Raw genomic sequence first — 12,023 nt, 5'->3', positions numbered from 1 at the left:
GATCATTTTAGTAAAAGCAGTTTTCCAGCAGTTTCATTTTCATGATCATCTGCCTTGATCAGGTAAATGCCGGATGGGAGGATTTCTCCCTGCTCATTTCTGGCATCCCAGCAGTATTCCGGTTTGCTGTCTGAAAGCCAGAACTCATTAACTTTTTCACACTTCAGGTTAAATATCTGATAATGAATTTTGTCGTTTTCCTGACGCCTGGTATGCTCATTCATCCGGTAGATAGTGGTTGATTGATTAAAGGGATTAGGATAATTACAGCAGCGAGTGGAAGCAGGAGCAATATTGCTGCTATCATTATGAGTAAGATAAATATTTGCAAAGTAGGGTATCCTGTTTTTGGCAGTGATCGTCAACCTGAGAAAATTTTCATTGAAATCTTCCAGTATAACAAATCCTGAGCCATTCGCATCAGCCTTTTCTGCATAAATCAGATTCCCTTCACTGTCTGATAGAGCAAAAAGGGCATTAGGCTCTGTAGTAAGATCAAAAAATAAGCTTTGGTCAATGAAATAGTTATATTGTACATCCAGCTCCTGTGGAATACCCAGACATGGCGTCAAAGAAGGATCACCAAGCAGCGTAAGCGAATAAATATGTCTCGTTTTAAGGCTTTCATCAATACCATTGACTCCTTCTACAGCATGACGCATTTCATTAATGATCCTACCCAGATTATCATATTCCGGGTGCATCAGGGCATCAAAAAGTCCCATTTGATCTGGAGTAAGGGGCAGGAAGGGATCATTATTCCCGGTAGCTATTTTCCAGTTTACATTTAGATAAGTTCTGGTGGTGTTACCTATATAGGCAACACCACCTTTATCAGGCAGATTAATAAATGCTTCACCGAAGCAATCATTCTCAAGGAATGTTGCCGAGCATCAGCCCCCACCCATCACAATTGGGTATTTTTGATAGTTATCCAATTCTTCCAGGTCCGCAATTGTGAAATCTGGATACTTAAATCGAAAGGCATCAGAATTACCTATATAGTAATAAAAACCAGTTCCAGAATTAATTTCATTTTTTATATCCTGCACCAATGCTAAAGTATCCGCATGGGGATACAACATGCTGATGCCATTTATTCCATTTGTTTCATAAGTATAGGGATTATAGTATGTATCGTTAAAATACCAGTCCCAGCCATAATTGATCACAGCATTCCGATGATCAGCATAATCTGGACTATTATTGGAAACCCCCAGAGCATTTGACAGATAGGAGAGATCAGCAGCATTCAGGTACTGATCTTTTTCATACCAGATAGTTTTGTTTACCAGAGCAGATAATTCTATTCCATTGCTGCAAGGAAATCTGCCAACATAAATATCAGGAATTCTATTAAGGTCAGTTACTTCACCAATTACTCCATATATCAGGTCAGAATGGATATCTCCAGGACCATTCGGCAAACCTTCCGACTGAGTGGGAATGCTGTAATCTCCAGTGGCATCACCAATCAGCAGAAGAAACTTTGGAGCAGGCTCCAGAAGAAAATACTGTTCTTCAACCCAGGAATCAATTTCTTCAATTGTGCTTTCAGATTCACAAAAAAGGCTGGTAATAGCAAATCCCTTTTCCGTTTTCCAGTCACAGAAATCATTTAAAGAAGGATTGTCCTCCCAGTATTGATCAGCAACAATCAGGAAATTATCCTGAGCAGAAAGGCATAGGTAAAACATGATAACCAATCCGAGCACAAGATACTTTTTCATATTTATCTCCAGCTATTAATCTGGCTGGATCATGCCATCCAGAAGGTTAATGATCCTATCACCAAAAGCAGCTTTCTCACGGGAATGTGTGACTTGAATGATAGTCGTCCCTTGCTGGTTCATCTTCTTTAATGCTTCCATAATTTCCAGACCCTGCTCAGAATTGAGATTTCCGGTAGGTTCATCAGCCAGCAGCAGGTCTGGTTTCCCGATAATAGCCCGGCAGATACCCACCAATTGCTGCTGTCCTCCAGAAAGCTGATTGGGGAAAAGGTCTTTTTTAGCAACAATATTGAATTTATCAAGGATATCACAGACCAGGCTTTTTCGTTCAGCGGATTTCACTTTTTGGTACAAGAGGGGAATTTCAATATTTTCATAAACTGTGAGCTCGTCTATCAGATGATATTGCTGAAATACAAAGCCAATTTCGTGTTTATGGATCTCTGTACGTTTTTTGTCATTGTAGGAATGGATGGGAATATCCTTATAGAGGTATTCACCTTCATCAATAGATTCCAGCATTCCCAAAAGGTAAAGCAAAGTAGATTTTCCTGCCCCGGATGGTCCCATCACAGTTATAAATTCTCCCTGCTTCACTTCCAGGTCTATATCCCTGAGGATATACTCACGCCGGTATTTATTAACGTAGTATTTAAAAACTTTCTGCATTTTAAGCATTATATCTCCTATTCATATTTCATTATATTCGCTGGATTCTGGTTTGCTGCTTTGAGAGTATGAAAACCTACAGTTATAATGGCAATGATCAACGCTGCGAAACCCGCGACAACAAATAAGAGGGGATTCAATGGCGTTCTATAGGCAAAATTCTGCAGCCAGGCACTCATAGCATACCAGGCAAGGGGCCAGGCGATCAGATTTGCGATCAGCACCCATTTTATAAAATCACTGGTTAATAATACAACTATAGACCAGATGGGAGAGCCAAGCACCTTACGTATTCCAATTTCACGGGTTCTTTTTTCTGTGATGAATGCTGCCAGGGCAAATAATCCCAGACAGGCGATCAAAATTGCGATAATAGCAAAAACTGCTATCTTCTGCGCAAAGCTGTCTTCTTCCCTGAATTGCATCATAAATATATCATTAAGCGGGAAGTAATCAAAATCACGTTCCGGTAAAAACTCATTGGACACTAATTCAATTTGAGAGGCTGCCAGTTCAATGTCATTTGTGCGAACCAACAGGAAATCACTTCGCGGGTTATAATGAATGATCATGGGTTCGATCACATTTTTTGCTTCTCCAAGATGAATGTCTTTGATCACACCAATTACATTAAGTTCCACATCTACACCATCAGCGGGAACCCAGATTATTTTATGACCATCAATATTATCCCAGCCCGTCATTTTAAAGGCAGTTTCATTCATCAATATTGAAGATGCTGAGTCAGCTTGAGATCCTCTGATAAAATTTCTACCTGTGATCAAATCCACGTCAAGCGCATCAATGAAATTCTCATCAACAAATATCTCATCAGTCATTATGCCAATTTCATCTGTGCGATAATCAAAATATACCTCAGCAGTAGGTAATGTGTTACCAGGCAGCTGACGCAGTCTGGCAGAATTGCTTACTGCTGGTAGTTCCATCACTCTCTCTTTGAATATATCTGATTCCAAATCAATTCTCACGTCCCGGGTCCTGATTACCAGAACACTTTCCTTATTATAACCAAGATTGATTTTCTGCATATATTTTAATTGACTAATAACTACGAGCACTGCCAGGATTAAAGCAATAGAAATCGAAAATTGCCCGATAACCAGAATCCGGCGCATGACAATACCCTTCTTACCGGATTTAAATTCACCTTTGAGAGTACTGATAGGCTTAAATGATGATAACACCATTGAGGGATATAAACCAGAAATTACACCAATAAAGATCGCTGCTAACATTGCAAAAGGAATAGTGAATGGATTCTGGATGATGTTAAATTCAAGAGGTTTGTTTAAGAATGGCTGTAGCCATGATAAGGAGATTTCTACGGCTCCCAGAGCTATGATCATTGCCAGAATTGTATATAGGATTGATTCTGTTAGAAACTGCATTGATAATTGGAATTTATCAGCACCAAGAACCTTTCTGACACCTATTTCCTTACCTCGATTAGAAGATTTTGCTGTGGATAGATTGATGAAATTTATGGAGGCAACTATCAAAACAAGGATTGCAATGATGATAAGGCTGTAAGGGATAGAGGCATCACTTTTATTCAGATTAAAGGCATCATACCTCAGTTCAGAAGATTTAAGATGCATCTCCAGTAATGGCTGCATTACTGGCGTGAACATAGTGGTCATCCCATTTTGCCTGGCTACATCAACGATTTTTTGTTCCATTGATTTAACGTCGATATTATCCTGCACTCTCACATATCCTGTAAGGGTGAGATTTTCCCATGAATCCCACCAGAGCGGGTTAAATGAAGGATCCATTGTAATTATTACACCGTACCGCATATGAGTGTTTAAAGGGGGCTCTTTTACAATTCCAGCCACATAGCCATTCTCTATAAAACTGATCTCAATGCTCTTTCCAACTGGATCTTCATCACCATATATTGCTTCAGCAGTAGCTTCTGTAAGATATACAGCATTAGGATCGGAGAGAGGATTTTCTTTCTCACCACTGATAATTTCTGGTCGAAATACCCTGAAATAATCACTATCGGTGAGTAATGCTCTACGGAAAATTGCCATGGAATCTGGTTGTTCAATATCATTTCTGAGCAGGCGTACACCATAGCGTCCAATCCGCGTTGCTGCCACCACTTCCGGTACGTTTTCTTCCAGAAACCCATATAAAGGTCCCACTGTGACAGCGGATATCCAGTCCTTGGAATTATCATTAGATACTATTCTATAGATATTCTCCGGTTCTTCAAATTGATGATCAAAGGTGAGATCATCAAGAACATAAAGACTGATGATTATGCAGACATAAAGTCCCAGAGCAAATCCCAGAATATTGATAAAGGAGTAACTCCTGTTTCTGGAAATTCCCCTTAATGCAAGTAAAAAGTATTTCTTAAACATAATAATTTCTATTCATATTTCAAAGCATCGGCTGGATTTGCATTTGCAGTTCTTACTGTTTGGAATATAATTGCTATCATTGCAATGAGCACAGCTATGGCTCCTGAAATGATAAAAGTGAGGATCCCGGGATCTATATGGTAAGCAAAATTCTTTAACCACTGCCTGGCTACATACCAGCCAAGGGGAATGGCAAAAATATTTGCCAGAGCTACCCACTGGATAAAATTTAATAGTAGAAGCCGGGTCATTTCTCCCGTAGTGGCACCAAGTACTTTGCGAATTCCTATCTCTTTGCGGCGCTGACTGATAGAATGACTGGAAAGTCCCAGTAATCCAAGACAGGCAACAAAAATGGTCAGAAGAGAGAATATTTTCACAACTGTGCCGGTATTCTGGTCTCTCGAATATAAGGCATTGAATTCATCATCCAGAAAAATGAAGCTAAATGGATAATCGGGGAAAAATTCCTGCCATTTTGTTTCCATATATTCCAACGCTTCATTTATTCTGCCCTTTTCAATTTTTGCTGCAATAAAGCTTGCGGGATTATTTAAAAGAGGATAAATTATTACTGGCTCGATGTTTTGATGCATTGTAATAAAATGAAAATCCTTAACTACTCCAATAACCTCCACGCCTACAGAATCACCAGATTCTCTATAGATCATCATACCGATTGGATTTTCCCAGCCTATTTGCTGAACAGCTGTCTCGTTGATCAGGACGCTGTTTTCATCAGAATCTTCATTTTCAGACCGGAAGTTTCTACCTTCTATAATCTGCATATCAAGTGCTGATATGAAATCAGGTTTAATATTTAATCTGCTCCAAATCCAGATATCATCAGAAGCAGACCCTTCTGGAAGAAGACCTGTTCGGCTAAAAGTACGTCCTGGTATATTACTCGCTGATCCAACACTTTTGATCCCGCTGAATTCACGCAGAGAAGCACTGAAATTATCTGCTTGATTATACATTGGTCTGCCAGACATTTCGAAAACAGCAACCTGCTCTCTATTATATCCAATATCTTTTTGTGAGATATAATGCATCTGCTGCTGAATGATCACCGTTAGTCCGATCATGGCAATGGAAAGGGTGAACTGAAATATCACCAATATACGACGCAGTAAAACACCTTTATCCTGTGATTTAAATGCCCCCATTAGAACCTGAACCGGTTTATAGCGGGATAACACAAATGCCGGGTATAATCCTGCCAGAATACCGATCAAAATACAGATCGCCAGCATGGAATAACCTATCAATTGTAACTCTTCACCACCCATGATAATCTGAGAACCAGAGATACTGTTCAAAAAAGGTATTGTAAGTTCCAGTAAAGGGATTGCCAGCAATATCGATAGCAGTGTGATTCCCAGTGATTCACCCAGAAACTGCATACGGAGCTGGCTGATTTGAGATCCCACAACTTTTCGGATGCCTACTTCACGGGAGCGCTGCAAACTGCAGGCAGTTGAAAGATTCATATAGTTCACTGTTGCAATGACCAAAATCAAAAGAGCAATTATAGCAAAAATGTAAATATTTTTAATATCTCCTTTATTAGCGATTCTATCAAAGATAACGTCTGTGGAATGAAGATGGACATCATTGAGAGCCTGCAGGGTAATAGTGAAATTTTCTCCCACATCATATTCTCTGGTTAAAGCTGTAATTCGCTCATCAAGACCAGTTAGATCAGCTTTGGGGGCAGCCAGCATATAAGTGGGCATTGCAATCATCTGCCACTCTTCCAGCCAGATAGGTCTGGTGCTGTTTTCCGGTTGTTGTGCTTTTGCCAGAGCTGCAAAAGTTGAAATCGAAGCCAGGGCATCAAAGGTGAAATGAGTATTAGCCGGTAAATCTGACATTATTCCAGTCACTGTCATTTCTATTCCAGCAGCTTTCACAGACTTTCCCATCACCTCTTTATCACCGAATAATGAATTAGCCATTTTAGTGGTTAAAACTAAATTGTAAGGTTCGGAAAGTGCCGTTTGAATATCCCCTTTCAATAATTTAAAATCGAATATTGCAAAGAAATTGGTGTCTGCTGCTCTCATTTTTTCAGCATAAATCCCTTGTTCGTCTCCGATTTGCATCAACGTTCTGCGTCCACCGGATACTCGCGTAGCAGCTTCAATTTCAGGAAAGTTATCCGTCAGAACAGTTCCCAAAGGAGGCATTGTGATACCCACCCTCTGCTTATTTGTACCCAGTGCTGCATCAATGGTAAGTACGCGATATATCCTGTCCGCTTTGGAAAACATATTTTCATAAGAATACTCATAATTGATAAATAACATAATAAGTAAACAGGCAGTTATCCCAATAGTAAGTCCCAATATATTGATAAGAGAATAAAGTTTATTTCTTAGAATATTTCTTATAGCAATTTTTACATAATTTTTGAACATAATGCACTCCTATTCATTTCGTAAAATATCAGCAGGATTTGTATGACTTGCCTTTAATATCTGAATACTTATCGTAAAGATACAAATCAATAATATCACTAAACCTGCAGTTAAAATTGATTCAAGCGATATTGACGTTCTGTAGGCGAAATTTGCCAGCCATTGGTTTAAAAATATCAAGGCAGCCGGTATAGCTAAAATAAATGCTAATAGAGTAAGATTGAGCTGTTCTGTGATAACAAGCATTATCAGACTATAAATACCTGCTCCCAGCGATTTTCTGATCCCGATCTCGCGCCTGCGATTTTCTGTGATCAACAGCATCAAACCCAGAAGACCAAAACTTGCTGTGATAATGGCAATATAAGTAAATATAACCGTGATCTTTCCCGTAATTCTTTCATTCTCATAATTTCCACTCAAACCAGTTCTTAACGTCATAAACTCAAAAGCGCTTTCCGGAGCGGATTTCTCCCAGGTTTCCTCTAAATAGGGGATGATCTTAGTTGTTTCATTCACAGTAGTCCTGATGGCAATATAATCAGTTAATGATGAATACCTGCTTTCCCATATCTGCTTGATCACCAAAGGTTTGATATCGCGGTGCAAAGATTCAAAATTGAAATCTTTCACGATTCCAATGATAGTCAATTTGCCCCAACCTTGATGATACAGGTTTCTGCCTATCGCTTCATCTGGCTCATATCCCAAGACCTGCGCATATTCTTCATTTATTAAAACTCCTGAATCTATATCGCCTTTATCTCCAGTTACAAAGTTACGCCCGGCAACAATATTTAGCCCAAATGTTGCCGGAAAATCATCTCTCACCAGAAGGAAAGGTACTTTTGATTGTTCAGAAAAATCTTCTGTGATTGAAAAACCCTCACTGATATGATTCATACCCGCTATAGTACGCATTCCACAAACACTCTCAACTTTACCATTAGAGAGTATATCATCTTTGAATGCCTGATATTTCTCATCTGCTATGGGCGTATTATTCACCGGCAGGATGACAAGATTATCTTTATCATAATTGGTATCAAAATTCTCCAGAAAATTGACCTGTTTGGAGATTACCAATGAACTGGTGATCAGAATTGTTGTTATCATCAACTGAGTGATCACCAGCAATTTCTTCCAGATAAGGCTTTTTGATGTTACTATTTGGAAATTTATGAACTCACTCTGACTCAGCCGAGAGATTATTATAGCTGGATAGATACTAATTAAAATACTGATAAAATATCCCGTGCTGATAAGCTGCAGAACTGATCTCAGACTCCAGATCTGAGAATTTTGATAATATATGCCAACATATCTGCTGATCACTGGTAATGATGATTCAATGATCGTCATTGCTGCCAGGAGTGAAAATGTACATATTATTAAAGCTTCAATCAGGAATTGCCAGATAATTTGAATTCTGCTGGCTCCATTTACCCGATAAAGATTGATTTCATGAAGCCTTCTGCTACTGGATGCCAGGCTTAGATTTATATAATTTATTGTAGTGATCAGAAGCAGAAACATGGCGATGAATCTCAGAATAAATAACTGCTTCCGGTTTCCCCCAGTTTCTATTTCATCCACCAGTTTATTATCAAGGTGAATCTTTTCTAAAGGCTGAAGCAGTAATTTATTCTGATCTCTATATTCTGCTGGTATGTGGTTTTGGCAATAACTGTCAAAAGCTATTTCCAGCTCCTGACTACCACTGTTTGCTAATAAGTAAACATAGCAGAAGTCACTATCGAGTGACCCTAAATATCTATTCCAGGGTTGACTTTCCAACGTAGAAAATGAAGCAATAAAATCTAAGTGAAGATGCGATTGTCGGGGGAGATCACTTATTACGGCGCAAACGGTTAGATCATAACCATTATTGACTTTCAGCGATTTACCAACCGCATCTTCACCATTGAAATAAACCTTTGCTGTTGTTTCCGATATTGCCACTTGACCTGGTTGATCAAATGATCCTGAAACATCACCAGCTAATACTTCAATATCAAAAATATCAAATATACCTTTATCGGCATAAAATAGATTCTTCTCCTGATAGAGCACGTCATTATACTGAATATTAAAACCCAGTCCCCAGTAATTCCATAATCTACTTACTGATGAAACCTGATCAGGATATGACAACTGGAAATCCCTTCCAATTCTGTCAGGACAATTACCTTCGTATCTGAGCACCCCATCAGCAGATTCATAGGATCTGATCACCCTGTAGATATCCTGTGAATTTTTGTTATATTTATCGTAACAGCATTCATTCAGGCAATAAACGGCGATTAAAAATACACAAACAAAACAAAGAGTGAGACCTGTAACATTGATCACCGTCAGAAGCTTATTTCTTCTGATATTTCGGAGCGCAGTTAACAGATAATTCCTGAACATGGCTGCCTACTCGTACCTTAATGATCTTATGGGATTAGCGTTTGCTGCTTTAAGCGTATGCCAGCTCAAAGTGATCAAGGCAACCCCCAGAGCAATTAGACCAGCATAGATAAAATTCAATATCCCGGCATCTATTCTATAAGCAAAATTATCTAACCATTTCGTCATATAATACCAGGAAAGTGCTCCTGCCAGAAGGTTTGAGAATATAACTAATATCAGGAATCTGCTTGATAGCAGCACCAGAATGTTCGCGACGCTTGCTCCCATTACTTTTCTGATACCTATCTCCCTGATCCGGCAGGTTGTTGTATAAGAAACCAGCCCAAAGAGACCCAGACAGGAAATCAGAATTGCCAGGACAGCAAACAGGTTGAACAATTTGCTCATCCGGAATTCGGCCTTGTATAATCGATCATAATATTCATCCAGGAACCTGTATTCAAAAGGATAATCATCACTGTATTTTTCCCATAATGTTTTTATATCAGATAAAGTTGCTTCCATATCACCTGTCTGCATCCTGATGAATATCTGATCATGTACATTTTTATCTGCAAATGAGATTATTAAAGGTTCTATTTTACTGTGCAAAGATTTAAAATGAAAATCTTCTACTATTCCGATTAATTCCCCTTCTTCCTCACGATAATATGATATCCCGATTCCCAGAGGATTATCTTTTCCGATTATCTTAAGCACTTCACTATTACAGATATAATTCAAAGTATCAGATGTAATTTCACTAGAAAAAGCTCTGCCTTCTTTGATCTTGATATCAAATGTCTCAAAAAAACCCGGACCCACATTAAGAGTATGCACTAGATGTCTTCTATCTTCGGAATCCGGCATCCCTTCCCAACTTAATCCATACCCGGAGTTATAAATATCTGTAGGTCGTCCGCTGGAGGTAGTAAGTGATTTTATCCTGGGGTTACTTAATAATTCTGCTTTAAATGCCTCAAACTGGGGTCTCAAACTTGTATTCTGATTTATTTTAATGATCTGATCTTTATTATAGCCCAGATCAATATTGCGTATGAGATTTATCTGCTTAAATATTATCATAGTGCTTGAGATCAAAGCTATGGAAAGTGTGAACTGAAAGATCACTAACACCTTTCTAAATATCGCTCCACCTTTACTGCTGCTTACTTTGCCTTTTAATACCTGTACGGGCTTAAATCCTGATAATACCAGAGCTGGATAACTGCCAGCTACAAATCCTGTGATCAAAGCAATTAATATAATACCAGTTAATAATCTCCAGTTACCCGTAAGATCAAGGCTCATCTCCTTGCCGGTAAAAGTATTGTAATAAGGCAGGAGAATTTCTACTATGACAATACCAATACACAGTGCCAGGAACGCTATCAGCAAAGATTCACCCAAAAACTGCCAGATAAGCAAACTGCGATTTGCACCTGCAACTTTTCTAATGCCAATCTCGCGTGCTCTTAATGGTGACTGGGCAGTAGATAAATTCATGAAATTAATGCAGGCGATCACCAGGATAAATACAGCAATTAATGAAAACATCTTAACGTACAACTCACTGCCATGCCCACTCCAGTCTGCAGTATAATTAGATTTCAAGTGCATGTCTTTAAGTGGCTGCAAATGCAATTCCACATAATATCCAGGATCATGTTCAGATAGAAAATCCTCAATTTTTGCGTTCAATTCCTTATATGGCACCTTATCTGCCAGTTCCACATAAGTAATATATGAATTACTGCCCCAACTGGTTTCAAGATCAGCACCAAACTGTTCCAGAATTTTAAATGGAGCTATTATATCGAATTGAAGATGGGTGTTTGCAGGGGGATCTGCCATCACACCAGTTACTGTTTGATCGATAGCATTATTAAAATTTAACACTTTACCAATGGGGTCTTCGTCTCCAAAATACTTTTTGGCAATGGATTCAGTGATCACAAATGAGCTATTCTCTGCCAGCACCTGACTTTTATCACCTTTCAACAGTGGAAAATTAAATACCTCAAAAAATGACGGATCGGTAAGAATAATATCTGATTCACGAAACAATTTATCATCGTATTTTATTAATCCGCTTACGCCATATTGAATACGCACACTGTTAATTATCTCAGGAAAACTTTCTACCATTGCAGGACCTAAGGGAGCAGGAGTGACACCTACAGGAAAGGGGTCATCTCCCTGTTTCTGATTTTCTGCCACGCGATAGATATTCTCAAAATTAGGATGAAATCTGTCATAACTAAGCTCATCACTCACCCAGAGCAATATGAATATACAGCAGCTCATTCCTATAGCCAGTCCCAGTATATTGATCAAAGAAAACGCTTTTCTCTTATATAAATGCCTGATCGCTGTCTTGATTATACTGAATATCATAATATTTCCCT

Annotated in this window: 5 protein-coding genes and 1 pseudogene; all 6 read right to left on the bottom strand. The window is 38.7% G+C overall.

The window, feature by feature from the left end; translation table 11 throughout:
• Window positions 1-2 precede the first annotated feature (2 nt).
• A pseudogene (locus RAO94_10400) lies at window positions 3-1,697 on the bottom strand (C25 family cysteine peptidase).
• 48 nt (window positions 1,698-1,745) lie between these two features.
• Complete coding sequence (locus RAO94_10395) at window positions 1,746-2,402, bottom strand: ABC transporter ATP-binding protein (GenBank protein MDP8322748.1); 657 nt, start codon at window positions 2,400-2,402, stop codon at window positions 1,746-1,748.
• Window positions 2,403-2,419: 17 nt separating this feature from the next.
• Window positions 2,420-4,798, bottom strand: coding sequence for an ABC transporter permease (locus RAO94_10390; protein MDP8322747.1), 2,379 nt, complete (start codon window positions 4,796-4,798; stop codon window positions 2,420-2,422).
• Window positions 4,799-4,806: 8 nt separating this feature from the next.
• Window positions 4,807-7,221, bottom strand: a complete 2,415-nt coding sequence (locus tag RAO94_10385; protein ID MDP8322746.1) for an ABC transporter permease — start codon at window positions 7,219-7,221, stop codon at window positions 4,807-4,809.
• A gap of 9 nt (window positions 7,222-7,230) precedes the next feature.
• Window positions 7,231-9,633 carry an ABC transporter permease gene (locus RAO94_10380; protein MDP8322745.1) on the bottom strand — a complete coding sequence of 801 codons (2,403 nt, stop codon included), beginning with the start codon at window positions 9,631-9,633 and terminating at the stop codon, window positions 7,231-7,233.
• A gap of 6 nt (window positions 9,634-9,639) precedes the next feature.
• Complete coding sequence (locus tag RAO94_10375) at window positions 9,640-12,012, bottom strand: ABC transporter permease (GenBank protein ID MDP8322744.1); 2,373 nt, start codon at window positions 12,010-12,012, stop codon at window positions 9,640-9,642.
• Between the last annotated feature and the right edge of the window lie 11 nt (window positions 12,013-12,023).

This window comes from Candidatus Stygibacter australis (assembly GCA_030765845.1).
Lineage (GTDB): Bacteria > Cloacimonadota > Cloacimonadia > Cloacimonadales > TCS61 > Stygibacter > Stygibacter australis.
The sequence above is the reverse complement of the archived record's forward strand: the minus strand, read 5'-3'. Positions and strand labels throughout refer to the sequence as shown.